This window comes from Streptomyces microflavus, assembly GCF_014650075.1.
Taxonomy (GTDB): domain Bacteria; phylum Actinomycetota; class Actinomycetes; order Streptomycetales; family Streptomycetaceae; genus Streptomyces; species Streptomyces microflavus.
In genome coordinates, this window is the sequence record NZ_BMUG01000004.1 from 563,680 (window position 1) to 580,925 (window position 17,246).

18 protein-coding genes are annotated in these 17,246 nt (G+C 70.9%); 17 read left to right on the forward strand and 1 reads right to left on the reverse strand.

The window, feature by feature from the left end; all coding sequences use genetic code 11:
• The first annotated feature begins 243 nt into the window (after positions 1-243).
• The 5 genes from nsdA to ffh all read left to right on the forward strand — a co-directional run bounded on the left by nsdA (position 244) and on the right by ffh (position 7,983).
• Positions 244-1,719: a transcriptional repressor NsdA gene (gene nsdA / locus IE264_RS14750; protein WP_031124468.1), complete on the forward strand. Its 1,476-nt coding sequence runs from the start codon at positions 244-246 to the stop codon at positions 1,717-1,719.
• 403 nt (positions 1,720-2,122) lie between these two features.
• Positions 2,123-3,469, forward strand: a complete 1,347-nt coding sequence (locus IE264_RS14755; protein ID WP_031124469.1) for an ammonium transporter — start codon at positions 2,123-2,125, stop codon at positions 3,467-3,469.
• Positions 3,466-3,804 (forward strand): P-II family nitrogen regulator, encoded by a 339-nt coding sequence (locus IE264_RS14760; protein ID WP_003965965.1) that lies wholly within the window; start codon positions 3,466-3,468, stop codon positions 3,802-3,804. Before IE264_RS14755 ends, IE264_RS14760 begins: the two co-directional genes overlap by 4 nt.
• A gap of 31 nt (positions 3,805-3,835) precedes the next feature.
• Complete coding sequence (locus IE264_RS14765) at positions 3,836-6,298, forward strand: [protein-PII] uridylyltransferase (protein WP_032757440.1); 2,463 nt, start codon at positions 3,836-3,838, stop codon at positions 6,296-6,298.
• Positions 6,299-6,429: 131 nt separating this feature from the next.
• Positions 6,430-7,983, forward strand: a complete 1,554-nt coding sequence (gene ffh, locus IE264_RS14770; protein WP_015611676.1) for a signal recognition particle protein — start codon at positions 6,430-6,432, stop codon at positions 7,981-7,983.
• Positions 7,984-8,059: 76 nt separating this feature from the next.
• On the opposite strand, the gene IE264_RS14775 is transcribed toward ffh, so the two are convergent.
• Complete coding sequence (locus tag IE264_RS14775; RefSeq protein WP_015611677.1) at positions 8,060-8,917, reverse strand: methyltransferase domain-containing protein; 858 nt, start codon at positions 8,915-8,917, stop codon at positions 8,060-8,062.
• A gap of 451 nt (positions 8,918-9,368) precedes the next feature.
• Between IE264_RS14775 and IE264_RS14780 the strand changes: the two genes are divergently transcribed.
• The 12 genes from IE264_RS14780 (at position 9,369) to IE264_RS14835 (ending at position 17,179) form a co-directional block, all read left to right on the forward strand.
• A complete protein-coding gene (locus tag IE264_RS14780) occupies positions 9,369-9,962 on the forward strand; it encodes a hypothetical protein (RefSeq protein ID WP_007452841.1) in 594 nt (197 codons plus the stop codon).
• A 157-nt stretch (positions 9,963-10,119) separates the two neighbouring features.
• Positions 10,120-10,560, forward strand: coding sequence for a 30S ribosomal protein S16 (gene rpsP / locus IE264_RS14785; protein WP_015611678.1), 441 nt, complete (start codon positions 10,120-10,122; stop codon positions 10,558-10,560).
• Positions 10,561-10,562: 2 nt separating this feature from the next.
• A complete protein-coding gene (locus tag IE264_RS14790; protein WP_015611679.1) occupies positions 10,563-10,802 on the forward strand; it encodes an RNA-binding protein in 240 nt (79 codons plus the stop codon).
• A 119-nt stretch (positions 10,803-10,921) separates the two neighbouring features.
• Complete coding sequence (rimM, locus tag IE264_RS14795) at positions 10,922-11,521, forward strand: ribosome maturation factor RimM (protein ID WP_032757439.1); 600 nt, start codon at positions 10,922-10,924, stop codon at positions 11,519-11,521.
• On the forward strand, positions 11,521-12,342 hold the full coding sequence (trmD, locus tag IE264_RS14800) for a tRNA (guanosine(37)-N1)-methyltransferase TrmD (RefSeq protein ID WP_032757438.1): 822 nt from the start codon (positions 11,521-11,523) through the stop codon (positions 12,340-12,342). Before rimM ends, trmD begins: the two co-directional genes overlap by 1 nt.
• A 129-nt stretch (positions 12,343-12,471) precedes the next feature.
• The gene (gene rplS, locus IE264_RS14805) at positions 12,472-12,822 is read left to right on the forward strand and encodes a 50S ribosomal protein L19 (RefSeq protein ID WP_032757437.1); all 351 of its coding nucleotides are present in this window, start codon (positions 12,472-12,474) and stop codon (positions 12,820-12,822) included.
• A 45-nt stretch (positions 12,823-12,867) separates the two neighbouring features.
• On the forward strand, positions 12,868-13,641 hold the full coding sequence (gene lepB, locus IE264_RS14810) for a signal peptidase I (protein WP_032757436.1): 774 nt from the start codon (positions 12,868-12,870) through the stop codon (positions 13,639-13,641).
• On the forward strand, positions 13,634-14,710 hold the full coding sequence (lepB, locus tag IE264_RS14815; protein WP_032757435.1) for a signal peptidase I: 1,077 nt from the start codon (positions 13,634-13,636) through the stop codon (positions 14,708-14,710). Before lepB (IE264_RS14810) ends, lepB (IE264_RS14815) begins: the two co-directional genes overlap by 8 nt.
• Entirely contained in the window at positions 14,613-15,518 is a 906-nt protein-coding gene (lepB, locus tag IE264_RS14820; protein ID WP_032757434.1) for a signal peptidase I, read from the forward strand. Before lepB (IE264_RS14815) ends, lepB (IE264_RS14820) begins: the two co-directional genes overlap by 98 nt.
• Positions 15,519-15,568: 50 nt before the next feature.
• Positions 15,569-16,321 (forward strand): signal peptidase I, encoded by a 753-nt coding sequence (lepB, locus tag IE264_RS14825; RefSeq protein ID WP_015611686.1) that lies wholly within the window; start codon positions 15,569-15,571, stop codon positions 16,319-16,321.
• Positions 16,318-16,806 (forward strand): NUDIX hydrolase, encoded by a 489-nt coding sequence (locus IE264_RS14830; protein WP_032757433.1) that lies wholly within the window; start codon positions 16,318-16,320, stop codon positions 16,804-16,806. The genes lepB (IE264_RS14825) and IE264_RS14830 overlap by 4 nt, the downstream gene beginning before the upstream one ends.
• A gap of 64 nt (positions 16,807-16,870) precedes the next feature.
• Positions 16,871-17,179 (forward strand): DUF2469 domain-containing protein, encoded by a 309-nt coding sequence (locus IE264_RS14835; RefSeq protein ID WP_003965949.1) that lies wholly within the window; start codon positions 16,871-16,873, stop codon positions 17,177-17,179.
• Positions 17,180-17,246: the final 67 nt, after the last annotated feature.

Below are 17,246 nucleotides of genomic sequence, written 5' to 3' on the forward strand. Positions count from 1 at the left end.
TTCATTCGAAGGGGTGGCGAATGGTGGCGTTTCCGCAATCCCCCTCGCTAGAGGGGTGATCGTAGGATTACCGTCGGTACACGAACCCTGGGAGAATGTGCAGCCACGGGTATGCCTCGGGCAACCCGGTTTCCAGTTCGATCGTCTGCAACTCCCGTACGAACAGCACCGATGCACGGCATTCTGATAGTGGTTCGCGCGATGAAGGATTCAACGGGGATGATGGGGAATGGGGGCGTTCCGGTGAGTGGCAGCGGCGCGGGCGATACGGATGCCGGTAAGCGCCCCAACGGGCAATTGGGGTCGTGGTTCGTGCGCAGTGGCTGGTCCAAGGGCGAGCTGGCGCGTCAGGTGAACCGGCGGGCGCGGCAGATGGGCGCCCACCACATCAGCACCGACACCTCCCGGGTGCGGCGCTGGCTCGACGGCGAACAGCCGCGCGAGCCGATCCCGCGCATCCTCTCCGAGCTGTTCTCCGAGCGCTTCGGCGCCGTGGTCGCCGTCGAGGACCTCGGGCTGCGCACCGCGCACCAGTCACCCTCGGTGGCCGGCGTCGACCTGCCCTGGGCGGGCCCGCAGACCGTCGCCCTGCTCAGCGAGTTCTCCCGCAGCGACCTGATGCTCGCCCGGCGGGGCTTCCTCGGCAGCTCGCTCGCGCTGGCCGCCGGGCCCGCGCTGATCGAGCCGATGCAGCGCTGGCTGGTGCCCGCCCCGGCCAGGGGCCCGGGCGAACCGGAGTCGGAGGCCGCGGCCCGCAGGCCCTCCCGGCTCTCCGGCCCCGAGCTGGACCTGCTGGAGTCGACCACCGCGATGTTCCGGCAGTGGGACGCCCAGTGCGGCGGCGGGCTGCGCCGCAAGGCCGTCGTCGGCCAGCTCCACGAGGTCACCGACCTGCTGCAGGAGCCACAGCCGGGGCCCACCGCCAAGCGCCTCTTCCGCTGCGCCGCCGAGCTGGCCGAGCTGGCGGGCTGGATGAGTTACGACGTGGGCCTCCAGCCCACCGCGCAGAAGTACTTCGTGCTCGCCCTGCACGCAGCCAAGGAGGCCGGGGACAAGCCGCTCGGCAGCTATGTGCTCTCCAGCATGAGCCGCCAGATGATCCACCTCGGCCGCCCCGACGACGCCCTGGAGCTCATCCACCTCGCCCAGTACGGCAGCCGCGACTGCGCCACCCCCCGCACCCAGGCCATGCTGTATGCGATGGAGGCCCGCGCCTACGCCAACATGGGCCAGCCCAGCAAGTGCAAGCGCGCGGTCCGCATGGCCGAGGACACCTTCCTCGACGCGGGACTGGACGGGGAGCCCGAACCCGACTGGATCCGCTTCTTCTCCGAGGCCGAGCTCAACGGGGAGAACGCCCACTCCTACCGTGACCTGGCCTATGTCGCCGGCCGCAGCCCCACCTACGCCTCGCTCGCCGAGCCCGTCATGGAGAAGGCCGTCGAGCTGTTCGGCGAGGACGACGAGCACCAGCGCTCCTACGCGCTCAACCTGATCGGCATGGCCACCGTCCATCTGCTCCAGCGCGAGCCCGAGCAGTCCACCGTGCTGGCCGGACAGGCCCTCAAGATCGCCAGGAAGGTCCGCTCCGAGCGGGTCAACACCCGGCTGCGCAAGACCGTCGACACCGCTGCCAGGGACTTCGGCGATGTCGCCGACGTCGCCCGGCTCACCGATCTGCTCAGCGAACAGCTGCCGGAGACCGCCGAAACGGTCTGACCCGGCACCACCGGCCCCGGCCGCGGCACCTTCTTCGTACAGCCCGACTCGGCTCCCCCATTGCCTGGTCACCCGGAGGGGAGCCGCGGCCGGTTCGCGTATCCGGGTCCCTCCGAGGCGTCCGGCGGCGTTTCAACCGGACCGTATGCGGCGTGGGCTGCATGGTAGGCAGCGCACCGGACCCGCCACCCGGGATTCATTCCGACGTAACACGCACCACCTCTTCGTCACGCTCGCGAAACATCGTGCGGCTTCCCCGGAAACGGCGCTCCGCCAATCTCATGGCGCACAGAGAGTGTCCGGCCATGATCCGCCGGACACCCCCTGACCGGCCCGCACCTTCCCAGTGGTCCCGCAGCTTTCCCCCGCACGCCGCGGCCGCTCCGACGACGAGGAGACGCCGATGCCCCCAGGCATCACGACGCTTGCCGCAGACGCCCCTGAGCTGTCTGCCGCCAACACCGGGTTCATGCTCATCTGCTCGGCCCTGGTGATGCTCATGACCCCCGGCCTGGCCTTCTTCTACGGAGGCATGGTCCGCGTCAAGAGCACCCTGAACATGCTGATGATGAGCTTCATCAGCCTCGGGATCGTCACGATCCTGTGGGTGCTCTACGGATTCAGCCTCGCCTTCGGCTCCGACGTCGGCTCGGTCATCGGCTGGAGCTCCGACTACGTCGGCTTCAGCAACATCGGCGTCACCGAACTCTGGGACGGCTACACCATCCCGGTGTACGTCTTCGCCGCCTTCCAGCTGATGTTCGCCATCCTCACCCCGGCCCTGATCAGCGGCGCGCTCGCCGACCGCGTGAAGTTCTCCGCGTGGGCGCTCTTCATCGTCCTGTGGGTCACCATCGTCTACTTCCCCGTCGCCCACTGGGTCTGGGGCGCGGGCGGCTGGCTCTTCGAGCTGGGCGTCATCGACTTCGCCGGCGGTACGGCGGTCCACATCAACGCGGGTGCCGCGGCCCTCGGCGTGATCCTCGTCATCGGCAAGCGCATCGGCTTCAAGAAGGACCCGATGCGGCCGCACAGCCTGCCGCTCGTCATGCTCGGCGCGGCCCTCCTGTGGTTCGGCTGGTTCGGCTTCAACGCCGGATCCTGGCTCGGCAACGACGACGGCGTCGGCGCGGTCATGTTCCTCAACACCCAGGTCGCCACCGCCGCCGCCGTACTCGGCTGGCTCGCCTACGAGAAGCTGCGCCACGGCTCCTTCACCACCCTCGGCGCCGCCTCCGGCGCGGTCTCCGGTCTCGTCGCCATCACCCCCGCGGGTGGTTCCGTCTCCCCGCTCGGCGCCATCGCGGTCGGCGCCATCGCCGGTGTCCTGTGCGCCATGGCCGTCGGCCTCAAGTACAAGTTCGGCTACGACGACTCCCTGGACGTCGTCGGCGTCCACCTCGTCGGTGGTGTCATCGGCTCCATCCTGGTCGGCTTCTTCGCCACCGGCGGTGTCCAGTCCGACGCCAAGGGCCTCTTCTACGGCGGCGGTGTCGACCAGCTCGGCAAGCAGGTCGTCGGGGTCGTCGCGGTCCTCGCGTACTCTCTGGTCGTCTCCGGCCTCATCGCCCTCGTGCTCCACAAGACGATCGGGATGCGGGTCTCCGAGGACGAGGAGATCTCCGGCATCGACCAGATCGAGCACGCCGAGACCGCATACGACTTCAGCGGCGCCGGCGGCGGCACGGTCTCCCGCACCCCCGCCCAGGACACGACGGCAGCACCGAAGGCAAAGAAGGTGGACGCATGAAGCTCATCACCGCGGTCGTGAAGCCCCACCGGCTGGACGAGATCAAGGAGGCCCTCCAGGCCTTCGGCGTCCAGGGGCTCACCGTCACCGAAGCCAGCGGTTACGGGCGTCAGCGCGGCCACACCGAGGTCTACCGGGGCGCCGAGTACACCGTCGACCTGGTCCCCAAGATCCGCATCGAGGTCCTCGTCGAGGACGAGGACGCCGAACAGCTCATCGAGGTCGTCGTCAAGGCCGCCCGAACCGGCAAGATCGGTGACGGGAAGGTCTGGAGCGTCCCGGTCGAGACCGCCGTCCGCGTACGGACCGGCGAACGCGGTCCGGACGCCCTCTGACCGACGGCCCCACCGAACGGAAGGCATCTGGGTGACGAGCACCGAAGCGATCACCGATAGCGAAGACTCGGGACCCAGCGGCTACGCGGCGGCCCGGCTGCGCCTCCTCCAGCAGGAGGCGCGGTCCGGGCCGCCGCGCCGTGCGGCCCTCGCCGGCCTCACCGACGACTGGCTCACCGGCCTGTTCACCTCGGCGGCGGCACGCGCCGGGGTCCGTGGCGCGGCCCTCGTCGCCGTCGGCGGCTACGGGCGCGGCGAACTCTCCCCGCGCAGCGACCTCGACCTGCTCCTCCTCCACGACGGCAGCGCCGACGCCGCGGCCGTCGCCGCTCTCGCGGACGGCATCTGGTACCCGGTCTGGGACCTGGGCCTGGCCCTCGACCACTCCGTACGCACCCCCGGCGAGGCCCGGAAGACGGCGGGCGAGGACCTCAAGGTCCAGCTCGGCCTGCTGGACGCCCGCCCGGTCGCCGGCGACCTCGGCCTGGTCGCCTCCCTGCGCACCGCGATCCTCGCGGACTGGCGCAACCAGGCGCCCAAGCGCCTCCCCGCCCTCCACGAGCTCTGCCAGGAGCGCGCGGAGCGGATGGGCGAGCTCCAGTTCCTCCTGGAACCCGACCTCAAGGAGGCCCGCGGCGGCCTCCGCGACGCCACCGCCCTGCGTGCTGTCGCCGCGTCCTGGGTCGCCGACGCCCCCCGCGAGGGGCTTGACCAGGCCCGCCGTATCCTCCTGGACGCCCGCGACGCCCTCCACCTCACCACCGGCCGCGCCACCGACCGACTCGCCCTCCAGGAACAGGACCAGGTCGCCGAGGCGCTCGGACTCATGGACGCCGACGCGCTGCTGCGCCAGGTGTACGAGGCCGCCCGGACGGTCTCGTACGCCACCGACGTCACCTGGCGCGAGGTCAACCGGGTCCTGCGCGCCCGCTCGGTCCGCCCCCGGCTCCGCGCCATGCTCAGCGGCGGCCGCGTCTCCGCCAAACCCGCCCCCGAGCGCGCCCCGCTCGCCGACGGCGTGGTGGAGGCCGACGGCGAAGTGGTCCTCGCCCGCGCCGCCCGCCCCGACCGCGACCCCGTCCTCACCCTGCGCGCCGCCGCGGCCGCCGCCGAGGCCGGACTGCCGCTCTCCCGCCACCTCGTACGCCACCTCGCCACCACCGTCCGGCCGCTGCCGGTCCCGTGGCCGCCGGAGGCCCGCGAGGAGCTGGTCACCCTGCTCGGCGCGGGGGAGTCCGCCATCGGCGTCTGGGAGGCGCTCGAAGCGGAAGGGATCATCACCCGGCTGCTGCCCGACTGGGAACGCGTCCACTGCCGCCCCCAGCGCAACCCCGTCCACACCTGGACCGTCGACCGGCACCTGGTGGAGACCGCCGTCCGCGCGGCCTCCCTCACCCGCCGCGTCCACCGCCCCGACCTCCTCCTGGTCGCCGCCCTCCTCCACGACATCGGCAAGGGCTGGCCCGGCGACCACTCGGTGGCCGGCGAGGTCATCGCCCGGGACATGGCCACCCGGATCGGCTTCGACAAGCACGACGTGGGCGTCATCGCCACCCTCGTACGCCACCATCTGCTGCTCGTCGAGACCGCCACCCGGCGCGACCTGGACGACCCCGCCACCGTGCGGTCGGTCGCCGAAGCCGTCTCCACCGCCTCCACCCTGGAGCTGCTGCACGCCCTCACCGAGGCCGACGCGCTCGCCACCGGGCCCGCCGCCTGGTCCACCTGGCGGGCCTCCCTCGTCACCGACCTCGTCAAACGCGTCGCCGCCGTCCTCGCGGGGGAGGCCCCCGAGGAACCGGAGGAGGCCGCGCCCAGCGCCGAGCACGAACGCCTCGCCATCGAGGCCCTGCGCACCGGTGAACCCGCCCTCACCCTGCACACCCACCCGGAGGAGCCCGCCGGGGAGGGCGAGGTGGAACCCGTCGGCGTCGAGCTGCTCATCGCCCTGCCCGACCGTCCCGGCGTCCTGCCCGCCGCCGCCGGAGTCCTCGCCCTGCACCGCCTCACCGTGCGCGCCGCCGACCTGCGAGCGGTGGAGCTCCCCAACGAACTGGGCGAGCGGGCGGACCTGCTGCTGCTCAGCTGGCGGGTCGCGGCCGAGTACGGGTCCCTCCCGCAGGCCACCCGGCTCCGCGCCGACCTCGTACGCGCCCTGGACGGCTCCCTGGACATCCGGGCCCGGCTCGCGGAGCGGGAGGCCGCCTATCCGCGCCGCAGGGGCGTGAAGGCCCCGCCGCCCCGGGTCGCCGTCGCCGCGGCCGGCTCCCGTCGCGCCACCGTCATCGAGGTCCGTGCCCAGGACGCCCCGGGGCTGCTGCACCGGATCGGCAACGCCCTGGAGGGATGCGCGGTACGGGTGCGCAGCGCCCATGTCTCCACCCTCGGCGCCAACGCCGTGGACGCCTTCTACGTCACCGGCACCGACGGCGAACCGCTGCCGGAGATCCGGGCCGCCGAGGTCGCCCGGGAGGTCGAGAAGGCCCTCGGCTGACCCGTAGGACACCCACATCAAGCCCTCGCCCGGCTCCGGATCCGGCCGAGGGCTTGGTGTTCTCCGGGGGACGGATACCCTGGAGGGCGATTGACCTGCCCCGCCCCCGACCCTGAGGACCGACGAGCGCCGTGTTCGATACTCTCTCCGACCGCCTTAGCGCGACTTTCAAGAACCTCAGGGGCAAGGGCCGCTTGTCCGAGGCGGACATCGACGCCACGGCACGCGAGATCCGTATCGCCCTGCTGGAAGCCGATGTCGCCCTGCCCGTGGTCCGGGCCTTCATCGCCAATGTGAAGGAGCGGGCGCGTGGCGTCGAGGTCTCCCAGGCGCTGAACCCCGCCCAGCAGGTCGTCAAGATCGTCAACGAGGAGCTCGTCTCCATCCTCGGCGGCGAGACCCGGCGGCTGCGGTTCGCCAAGAACCCGCCCACCGTGATCATGCTCGCCGGTCTCCAGGGTGCCGGTAAGACGACGCTGGCCGGAAAGCTCGGCCTCTGGCTCAAGAGCCAGGGCCACTCCCCGCTGCTCGTCGCCTGCGACCTCCAGCGCCCCAACGCCGTCAACCAGCTGAGCGTCGTCGCCGAGCGCGCCGGTGTCGCCGTGTACGCCCCCGAGCCGGGCAACGGCGTCGGCGACCCGGTCCAGGTCGCCAAGGACTCCATCGAGTTCGCCAAGACCAAGGTCCACGACATCGTCATCGTCGACACCGCCGGCCGCCTCGGTATCGACCAGGAGCTGATGAGCCAGGCCGCGGACATCCGCGACGCCGTCAGCCCCGACGAGATCCTCTTCGTCGTCGACGCGATGATCGGTCAGGACGCGGTCAACACCGCGGAGGCCTTCCGCGACGGCGTCGGCTTCGACGGCGTGGTGCTCTCCAAGCTCGACGGTGACGCCCGCGGTGGTGCGGCCCTGTCGATCGCCCATGTCACGGGCAAGCAGGTCATGTTCGCGTCGAACGGCGAGAAGCTGGAGGACTTCGACGCGTTCCACCCGGACCGGATGGCCTCCCGCATCCTCGACATGGGTGACCTGCTCACCCTGATCGAGCAGGCGGAGAAGACGTTCAGTCAGGAAGAGGCCGCCAAAATGGCCTCCAAGCTGTCCTCCAGCAAGGGCGGCAAGGACTTCACGCTCGACGACTTCCTGGCCCAGATGGAGCAGGTCCGGAAGATGGGCTCCATCTCCAAGCTGCTCGGGATGCTGCCCGGCATGGGGCAGATCAAGGACCAGATCAACAACATCGACGAGCGTGACATCGACCGCACCGCCGCGATCATCAAGTCGATGACCCCGAAGGAGCGCGCCGAGCCGACGATCATCAACGGCTCGCGCCGGGCCCGTATCGCCAAGGGTTCGGGCGTCGAGGTATCCGCCGTCAAGAGCCTGGTGGAGCGCTTCTTCGAGGCCCGCAAGATGATGTCGAAGATGGCCCAGGGCGGCGGCATGCCCGGGATGCCGGGGATGCCCGGCATGGGCGGCGGCCCCGGCCGCCAGAAGAAGCAGATCAAGCAGGCCAAGGGCAAGCGCAAGAGCGGCAACCCGATGAAGCGCAAGGCCGAGGAGGCCGCCGCCGCGGAGCGCCGCGAGCAGGCGGCCGCCCAGGGCGGCGCGTTCGGGCTCCCCGCCCAGGAGGACAAGAACTTCGAGCTGCCGGACGAGTTCAAGAAGTTCATGGGCTGACCGGCGACAGCGGACATGTGTAAGGGGCGCCCTTGAGAGAGGGCGCCCCTTACGCGCGTTCGGAGCGGCTCTCAGGTCACGTCGTGCACACCAGGTAGCGGAAGACGTTCGGCATCCACACCGTGCCGTCCGCCCGCCGGTAGGGATGCAGCGCCTCCGCGACCTCCTTCTCCACCTGGGAGCGGTCGGTGGCCCGTACGGCGGCGTCGAAGAGCCCGGTCGACAGCAGCCCGCGCACCGCACTGTCCGGATCCGCGTACCCGAACGGGCAGGAGACCCGCCCCGAACCGTCCGGCTTCAGACCCGCCCGCGCGGCCACGTCCTCCAGATCGTCCCGGAGGGTCGGCCGCCACCCGCCGGGACGCGGCGGGCGCGTGGACTCCGCCAGCCGGGCCGCGACCCGCAGCACCGGCGCCGTGGCACACCGCTCCGGCGGGCCCCAGCCGGTCAGCACCACGGTCGCGCCCCGGGCGGCCAGCGGCAGCGCCGACTCCAGCGCCGGCACCAGCCCCTCGGAGTCACCGGCGGCGCAGCCGATCGGCTCGAACACGGTGATCAGGTCGTACGGTGCCCCGTCCGCGCCGGCGCCCGCCGGGAGCCCGTCGTCGTGCAGCCGGGCCCGGTGCGCGGGCGCACCTTCCGCGCCCTCGTCGGGCAGCAGCCGCGCACGGGCCAGCGCCAGGCGCTCCCGGTCGGAGTCCACGCCCGTGACATGCGCCCCCCGGGCCGCCGCGACGAGCATGGCGAGCCCGGAGCCGCAGCCGAGCGACAGCATCCGGGTGGCGGGTCCGACTTCGAGCCGGTCGTACACCGCCTCGTAGAGCGGTGCCAGCATGCGTTCCTGGATCTCGGCCCAGTCGCGGGCACGGGTACCGGCGTCCGCCGGCGCGGAGAGATCCGCGTCCCGGTGGTTCCGGACGAGCGTTGGTGTCATGGAAAGCGCCCCAATCCGCCAAGAGGTCGATCTTGCCCGAGTGGACGGCCCCCGTATGCGTATGTCCGCACCCCCCCGTATGACAGAGAACTGCGCATCCGCCGTTCCGTCCAGGGGTTGTGGGGCACTGTTTGCGTGCCCCGGTCGTGCGCCTCTCCGAATCAGTCTTACCCGACACCGGGCACCGGGCACGTCGAGCGGCCCGCCGGGTAACCTCTCCGGCAGACCCGTAAGTGGCGCCGGCCTCCGGCGCACCGCACATCACGTGCGCCGGGCGTACCGCACGCTGTGCACCACCTTGGTGCGAGCTGTGCGTCTTCTCCGCAGTTCGGCGCACCCGCCCTCGTCCGGACGCATCCAGGACACATCACGAGCAACTGACTGGTACGTGCAAATTATTTGGGATGCCCCGGAATAGGAACACCGGGGCACTCGGACTCGTTGTCACGACGTGAGCACGACACCACCTGTACTTGCCGCAGAGCTGGCACAGGCGTGGGCCGACATTCAGCGGTACCACTCCGAGCTGCCCGATCTAGCCGCGCCCGAGTCCCTGATCGGAGAGTCCTCGTCCGCCTGTGGCGCCGAGCTCTCCTTCGAGCGACTGCTCCACGAGGCAGTCCACGGCATCGCCGCCGCGAGAGGAGTACGTGACACTTCCCGCGCCGGCCGCTACCACAACCGACGCTTCCTCGCGATCGCCGAGGAGCTGGGCCTCGATCATGCCGAGGAACCCCATCCCAGCAGCGGATTCTCGCTGGTCACGCTGAATCCGGAGGCCAAGCGCCGGTACCGCCCGACCACCGAACGGCTGCAGCGCGCCCTCAAGGCGCACACGGTCGCCACCGCCGCCGACACCAAGCGCTCCTTCCGGGGCCCTGCCGCCCGGCACGGCTCCTCCGGGGGCGGAGTCCGGGTCAAGGCCGTCTGCGACTGCGGACGCAACGTCCGCGTCGTCCCCTCGGTCCTGGCCCAGGCCCCGATCGTCTGCGGTGGCTGCGGCAAGCCGTTCCAGATCCCGGAAGCGGCGGTCGCGGTGGGGTGAGCCGAAGTGGTGTGGCACAATGGCTAGCTGTACTCGACAGTCGCACAGGACCCCTCTCTCCTCCGGCTGACGCGTCCATCGGGCACTCCGAGTACCGCAACCCCACGTGGCATCTAGTTGTGCCCAACCACGTCATAGACCAGGAGACACCACTTCCGTGGCAGTCAAGATCAAGCTGAAGCGTCTGGGCAAGATCCGTTCGCCTCACTACCGCATCGTCGTCGCCGACTCCCGTACCCGCCGTGACGGCCGGGCCATCGAGGAGATCGGCCTGTACCACCCGGTGCAGAACCCCTCGCGCATCGAGGTCAACGCAGAGCGCGCGCAGTACTGGCTGTCCGTCGGCGCCCAGCCGACCGAGCCGGTCCTCGCGATCCTGAAGCTCACCGGTGACTGGCAGGCCCACAAGGGCCTCCCGGCCCCCGCGCCGCTGCTGCAGCCGGAGCCCAAGGCTGACAAGCGCGCGCTGTTCGAGGCGCTGTCCTCGGACGGCGACGAGGCCAAGGGTGAGGCCATCACCCCCAAGGCCAAGAAGTCCGACAAGAAGGCGGACGAGGCGGCTGACGCTGCCGCGTCCACCGAGTCGACCGAGGCCTGAGCATGCTCGAGGAGGCTCTCGAGCACCTCGTGAAGGGCATCGTCGACAACCCCGACGACGTGCAGGTTGCCGAGCGCACCCTGCGCCGCGGGCGCGTGCTGGAGGTCCGGGTCCACCCCGACGACCTCGGCAAGGTGATCGGCCGTAACGGCCGCACCGCTCGCGCCCTGCGGACCGTCGTGGGCGCCATCGGCGGCCGTGGTATCCGCGTCGATCTCATCGATGTGGACCAGGTCCGCTGACCGCAGTTGAACACCGGCCAGGGCCGGGGAGGGCTTTCGAGCCGTCCCCGGCCTTTGTCGTCGGCCACCCCGGGTGCTTCCCGCACCCACGTCCGTAACCCACCCATCGGAGAGACAGCGTGCAGTTGGTAGTTGCGCGGATCGGCCGTGCCCACGGAATCAAGGGCGAGGTCACCGTCGAGGTACGAACGGACGAGCCGGAGCTGCGGCTCGGGCCCGGCGCCGTCCTGGCCACCGATCCGGCGGCCACCGGCCCGCTGACGATCGAGTCGGGCCGGGTGCACAGCGGCAGGCTGCTGCTGCGCTTCGAAGGCGTGCGCGACCGCTCGGGCGCCGAGGCCCTGCGCAACACCCTGCTGATCGCCGACGTGGACCCGGACGAGCCCCCGGAGGACCCCGAGGAGTTCTACGACCACCAGCTGATCGACCTGGACGTCGTGCTCGCCGACGGCACCGAGATCGGCCGGATCACCGAGATCTCCCACCTGCCCTCGCAGGACCTCTTCATCGTGGAGCGCCCCGACGGCAGCGAGGTGATGATCCCCTTCGTGGAGGAGATCGTCACCGAGATCGACCTGGAGGAGCAGCGCGCGGTCATCACCCCGCCGCCCGGCCTGATCGACGAGAGCGAGGCCGTGGTGGCCTCCTCCCGCGACGAGGAGGCGGAGTCCCAGGGGGCGGCCGAGAAGACCGACGAGGCGCCGAAGGGCGACGCCTGATGCGGATCGACGTCGTCACGATCTTCCCCGAGTACCTGGACCCGCTGGACGTCTCGCTCGTCGGCAAGGCCCGCGCCCGCGGTGTGCTCGACGTCCACGTCCACGACCTGCGGGAGTGGACGTACGACCGGCACAACACGGTCGACGACACCCCGTACGGCGGCGGTCCCGGCATGGTCATGAAGACCGAGCCCTGGGGCGAGGCGCTGGACGAGTCGCTGGCCGACGGGTACGAGTCCGGCGCGCACTCCCCGGTGCTCGTCGTGCCCACGCCCAGCGGCCGCCCGTTCACCCAGGAACTGGCCGTCGAGCTCTCCGCGAAGCCCTGGCTGGTCTTCACCCCGGCGCGGTACGAGGGCATCGACCGCCGGGTGATCGACGAGTACGCCACCCGGATCCCGGTCGTCGAGGTCTCCATCGGCGACTACGTGCTGGCCGGCGGGGAGGCCGCCGTCCTGGTGATCACGGAGGCCGTGGCCCGGCTGCTGCCGGGGGTCCTCGGCAACGCCGAATCGCACCGCGACGACTCCTTCGCCCCGGGTGCGATGGCCGACCTCCTGGAGGGGCCCGTCTACACCAAGCCGCCCGAGTGGCGCGGCCGGTCCATCCCGGACGTCCTGCTCAGCGGCCACCACGGGAAGATCGCGCGCTGGCGGCGGGACCAGGCATTCGCCCGGACCGCCCTCAACCGGCCCGATCTGATCGAGCGGTGCGAGGCGAGCGCCTTCGACAAGAAGGACCGCGAGATCCTCTCCATCCTCGGCTTCGCCCCGGAGCCCGGCGGCCGATTTTGGCGCAGGCCCTCGGCCGTGGAAGAATAGGCCGCTGCTGTACGTCCGGTGTGCGCCCCTGCCACAGGGGGAAAGACGCCCGCCCGACGCGATCAGCACTCCGAACTCCTCTCGATATCCCGTCGATGACCTGTGGCATCGGCGAAGAAAGCAGAATTCATGTCTTCCCTGCTCGATGGCGTCAACGCCGCCTCTGTCCGTACGGACGTCCCGGCGTTCCGCCCCGGTGACACCGTCAACGTCCACGTGCGAGTGATCGAGGGCAACCGCTCCCGTATCCAGCAGTTCAAGGGCATCGTCATCCGCCGCCAGGGCTCGGGCGTCAGCGAGACCTTCACGGTCCGCAAGGTCTCCTTCAGCGTCGGCGTCGAGCGCACCTTCCCGGTGCACAGCCCGATCTTCGAGAAGATCGAGCTCGTCAGCCGCGGTGACGTCCGTCGCGCCAAGCTGTACTTCCTCCGTGAGCTCCGCGGCAAGGCCGCGAAGATCAAGGAGAAGCGCGACAACTGAGCTGCTTCCCGCGTCCACAGCGCGGCCGGATAGGATTCGGCCGCGATGGACACGCAAGCAGAGCACTCGGAGCGCGATCGCTCCTCGGAACCCCGTGCCGGGTCCGAGGAGCGGTCGCGCTTCTCGCGTGTCCGGGGCGCTCTCACCTCCGTACGTTCCCGTCGGCGGCGGATCCTCGTCGTGGGGGTGGCGGTCGCGGTCGTGGCGCTGCTGTTCAGCGCCTTCGTGGTGCAGCCCTTCCTGATCCCCAGCGGCTCGATGGAGCCCACGCTGCGGGTCGGGGACCGGGTGCTCGTCAACAAACTGGCCTACCGGTTCGGCTCCGGGCCCGAGCGCGGCGACGTCGTGGTCTTCGACGGGACCGGCTCCTTCGTCCGGGAGGACCCGGACGAGAACCCGGTGGCCGCACTGGCGCGCGGGGCCGCGTCCTCCCTGGGCCTCGCCGAGCCCGCCGACACCGACTTCGTGAAGCGCGTTGTGGGCGTGGGCGGGGACCGCGTGGTCTGCTGTGACGCGCGGGGGAGGCTCCGGGTGAACGGGGTGCCGGCTGAAGAGACGTACCTCCACCCCGGGGACACCGCCTCCGGAGCACCGTTCGACATCGTCGTGCCGCAGGGCACGCTCTGGATGATGGGCGACCACCGCAGCCGCTCCAGCGACTCCCGCGACCACCTCGGATCGCCCGGTGGCGGGATGGTCCCCGTCGAGCGGGTGATCGGCCGGGTGGACTGGCTGGGCTGGCCGCCCGCCAGGATCGGTGGTCTGGAGGGGACCGGCGCCTTCGACGGCGTAGGGGCACCCGGCAGGGCGCATGGGTAACCGAGGGCGTCCGCGCGGCGCCCCGGACCCCGATGTGCCGCTGCCGACCGGCAGCCGGCCCACCACGCCCCGCTCGCTGCCGACCCGGGCCGAGCGCCGCAGGCTCGCCAAGAAGGTCCGGCGCAAGCGCCGCAGATCCGCGGTGAAGGAGATACCGGTCCTCATCGTGATGGCGCTGCTGATCGCGCTCGTCCTGAAGACCTTCCTCGTCCAGGCGTTCGTGATCCCGTCCGGATCGATGGAGCAGACCATCAAGATCGGCGACCGGGTCCTGGTGGACAAGCTGACCCCGCTGTTCGGGTCGACACCGCAGCGCGGCGACGTCGTCGTCTTCAAGGACCCCGGCGGCTGGCTCCAGCAGGAGAACGCGGGGGACAAGAAGGACCCGCCGGTCGGCGTCAAGCAGATCACCCAGGCGCTCAAGTTCATCGGCCTGCTGCCCTCCGACGACGAGCAGGATCTGATCAAACGCGTGGTGGCCGTCGGCGGTGACACCGTGAAGTGCTGCGGCGAGGACGGCCGCGTCACCGTCAACGGCGTACCGCTGCCCGAGCCGTACCTGCATCCGGACGACCGGCCCTCGACGGTCCGGTTCGAGGTGGAGGTTCCGCCGGGGCGCCTCTTCATGATGGGCGACCACCGGTCCAACTCCGCCGACTCCCGCTTCCATCTCGACGAGCCCGACAAGGGCACGGTCTCCGAGGACGAGGTCGTGGGGCGGGCCGTCGTGATCGCCTGGCCGCTCGGCAACTGGAGCACGCTGGAGGAGCGCGAGGCCTTCGCCGCGGTGACCCGGGCGAGTGGCTCGGAGGCCGCGATTCCGGGCCCGTCGCATAGGGTTGCCACTCCGGATCGAGACGGAATGGTCCGGCTCCCGACCCCTGCGGAACTCCCGCTCGTTATGGGAGTGGTGGGCCTGCACCGGATCGGGCGCGGGCAGTGGCACGTATTGAGGAGTGGATGTGGGGGATTTGGCGGTCGGCGCACGATCCGGACACGACGAACCCGAGGACCGGTCGGAGCGCGACGAGTCTCCCGAGGGCGGGGCGGGGATCCCGCCGGGCGGTGACGGCGGGACTCCGGACGACGACGCCCCGGGCGGTGGCGGGGCTCCCAGGAGGCAGCGTTCCTTCTGGATGGAGCTGCCGCTGCTCATCGGTATCGCGCTGATTCTGGCTCTGCTGATCAAGACGTTCCTCATCCAGGCGTTCTCGATCCCCTCGGACTCGATGCAGAACACCCTGCAGCGGGGCGACCGGGTGCTGGTCGACAAGCTGACCCCCTGGTTCGGATCCGAGCCGGAGCGCGGTGAGGTCGTGGTCTTCCACGACCCGGGCGGCTGGCTGGAGGACACCGCGACGCCGGAACCCAACGTGGCGCAGAAGTTCCTCAGCTTCATCGGTCTGATGCCCTCCTCCGAGGAGAAGGACCTGATCAAGCGGGTCATCGCGGTCGGCGGCGACACCGTCGAGTGCAAGGAGAACGGGCCGGTCACGGTCAACGGCAAGGCGCTCGACGAGAAGTCGTTCATCTTCCCGGGGAACACCCCGTGCAACGACAAGCCCTTCGGCCCGATCAAGGTCGGGGAGGGCCGGATCTTCGTCATGGGCGACCACCGGCAGAACTCCCTGGACTCCCGCTACCACCAGGAGCTTCCCGGCCAGGGCACCGTCTCCAACGACGAGGTCGTCGGCCGTGCGATCGTCGTCGCCTGGCCCGTGGGCCGCTGGGCGACCCTGCCGATCCCCAGCACGTTCGACCAGCCCGGTCTGAACGCGGCCGCCGCGATGGCCCCGGCCGCACTGGGTGTGGCCGGAGCGCTGCCCCTCGTGCTGTGGCGGCGCAGGAGGCTGACCGCCGGGCGTACCGCCGGGTAGGGTGCCGACTCGGATCAGCGATTGTCGATCTCCGATGGGGGAGCGCTGGGATGAGCGGTACGCAACGCAACGGAGACGGCCGCGGCCGGGCCGGCGCCATGGTGTCGGGTCTGGCCGTGGCCGTCGGCTGTGTGCTCTTCCTCGGCGGGTTCATCTGGGCGGCAGTGGTGTACAAGCCGTACACCGTTCCCACCGCGTCGATGTCCCCCACGGTGAACGCGGGCGACCGGGTGCTCGCGGAACGGATAGACGGGGCGGACGTCCGCCGCGGTGATGTGGTGGTCTTCGCCGACAGCGTCTGGGGCGACACCCCGATGGTGAAGCGGGTGGTCGGCATCGGCGGGGACACGGTGGCCTGCTGCGACAAGGACGGACGGCTCACCGTCGACGGAACCCCCGTCGACGAGCCGTATCTGAACCGCGGCCCCGCCGCCGCGGGGGCACCGGCGCCCGCCTCGCCGCAGAACTTCTCCGCCAAGGTGCCCCGGGGGCAGATCTTCCTCCTCGGCGACGAGCGGTCCACCTCGCTGGATTCCCGGGTCCACCTGGAGGACGCCGGGCAGGGCTCCGTACCCCTGAGCGCCGTCCAGGGCCGGGTCGACGCGGTGGCCTGGCCGATGAACGGCATGATCGGCCGCCCCGATGCGTTCGCCGCGCTGCCCGGCGGGGTCTCCGCCGACGGCCCGCTCCCGCTCCAGGTCGGGGCGGCGCTGGTGGGCGTGGTGCTCATCCTGGGCGGAGCCGCGTACGGGCCCGTCGCCGCCCGCTCCGCCCGCCGCCGGGCCGCCGGAACCGCCCGGTGACCGGCGCGGCGCGCAGGGTCGCCCGGGTCGTGCTCCTGGACCCCGACGACCGCATCCTCCTGCTCCACGGCCATGAGCCGGACGACCCGGACGACGACTGGTGGTTCACCCCCGGCGGCGGCCTGGAGGGCGACGAGACCCATGCGGAGGCGGCCCGCCGCGAGCTGGCCGAGGAGACCGGGATCACCGACGTCGAGCTGGGCCCGGTGCTCTGGAAGCGGATCTGCTCCTTCCCGTTCGACGGGCGGCGCTGGGACCAGGACGAGTGGTACTTCCTCGCCCGTACGGCCCAGACCGCCACCGACCCCCAGGGCCTCACCGAACTCGAATTGCGCAGCGTCGCCGGTCTGAGGTGGTGGACCTCCGCCGAACTTCTCGCGGCGCGTGAGACGGTGTACCCGACCAGACTCGCCGAGCTGCTGCGCACGCTCCTCGACGAGGGTCCCCCGCGTGTTCCGTTGGTCCTCGCCGCCGAAATCGTCTAATCGTCCAGGGGCGTCGGAGGCTGACGCACAATGGGGGGACGCACGGCTGAAGGGGAAACATGCCATGAGCGCCGAGGACCTCGAGAAGTACGAGACCGAGATGGAGCTGAAGCTCTACCGGGAGTACCGCGATGTCGTCGGTCTGTTCAAATATGTGATCGAGACCGAACGGCGCTTCTACCTCACCAACGACTACGAGATGCAGGTGCACTCCGTCCAGGGTGAGGTTTTCTTCGAGGTGTCCATGGCGGACGCCTGGGTCTGGGACATGTACCGGCCCGCGAGGTTCGTCAAGCAGGTCCGCGTGCTGACCTTCAAGGACGTCAATATCGAAGAGCTCAACAAGAGCGATCTGGAACTTCCGGGAGGCTGACCCCGCGCGGCCCGGACGGTTCGGGGCCGCCGATTCGTGCGAGATGCGGTACAGACCCGGTCACCCG

Excerpts from the sequence above, each read along its gene's own strand:
- rplS (WP_032757437.1), top strand. The coding sequence starts at position 12,472 with ATGTCTTCCCTGCTCGATGGCGTCAACGCCGCCTCTGTCCGTACGGAC.
- IE264_RS14755 (WP_031124469.1), top strand. The coding sequence starts at position 2,123 with ATGCCCCCAGGCATCACGACGCTTGCCGCAGACGCCCCTGAGCTGTCT.
- lepB (WP_015611686.1), top strand. The coding sequence starts at position 15,569 with ATGAGCGGTACGCAACGCAACGGAGACGGCCGCGGCCGGGCCGGCGCC.
- IE264_RS14760 (WP_003965965.1), top strand. The coding sequence starts at position 3,466 with ATGAAGCTCATCACCGCGGTCGTGAAGCCCCACCGGCTGGACGAGATC.
- trmD (WP_032757438.1), top strand. The coding sequence starts at position 11,521 with ATGCGGATCGACGTCGTCACGATCTTCCCCGAGTACCTGGACCCGCTG.
- lepB (WP_032757435.1), top strand. The coding sequence starts at position 13,634 with ATGGGTAACCGAGGGCGTCCGCGCGGCGCCCCGGACCCCGATGTGCCG.
- IE264_RS14790 (WP_015611679.1), top strand. The coding sequence starts at position 10,563 with ATGCTCGAGGAGGCTCTCGAGCACCTCGTGAAGGGCATCGTCGACAAC.
- IE264_RS14835 (WP_003965949.1), top strand. The coding sequence starts at position 16,871 with ATGAGCGCCGAGGACCTCGAGAAGTACGAGACCGAGATGGAGCTGAAG.
- lepB (WP_032757436.1), top strand. The coding sequence starts at position 12,868 with ATGGACACGCAAGCAGAGCACTCGGAGCGCGATCGCTCCTCGGAACCC.
- IE264_RS14775 (WP_015611677.1), bottom strand. The coding sequence starts at position 8,917 with ATGACACCAACGCTCGTCCGGAACCACCGGGACGCGGATCTCTCCGCG.